The 329-nt window shown below is 45.9% G+C and carries 1 tRNA gene; it reads right to left on the bottom strand.

Annotated elements, in window-relative coordinates:
* Window positions 1–235 precede the first annotated feature (235 nt).
* A tRNA-Met gene (locus HII16_RS16695) sits at window positions 236–312 on the bottom strand.
* Window positions 313–329: the final 17 nt, after the last annotated feature.

Below are 329 nucleotides of genomic sequence, written 5' to 3'. Positions count from 1 at the left end.
GGAGCCAGATTTGAACTGACGACCTTCGGGTTATGAGCCCGACGAGCTACCAGGCTGCTCCATCCCGCGTCCGAATGGTTTATCTAATGATAAACAAGCCCCAAATTGTTTTCATTCTATTTGGTAAGAATTGCTTGTGGGAGCCCTAGAGTTAAATTAGCGAACTGACTCGTCAGTAACTAACATATCTAGTTTTCTCACTATCTCTAGATATATAAATACACATATAGAGAGTTGGTTGCGGGAGCCAGATTTGAACTGACGACCTTCGGGTTATGAGCCCGACGAGCTACCAGGCTGCTCCATCCCGCGTCCGAATGGTTTATCTA

The sequence above is a fragment of the Thalassotalea sp. Y01 genome (assembly GCF_012932945.1).
GTDB lineage: Bacteria > Pseudomonadota > Gammaproteobacteria > Enterobacterales > Alteromonadaceae > Thalassotalea_A.
Note: the sequence above shows the minus strand (reverse complement) of the source record. Positions and strands in the feature narration are given on the sequence as shown.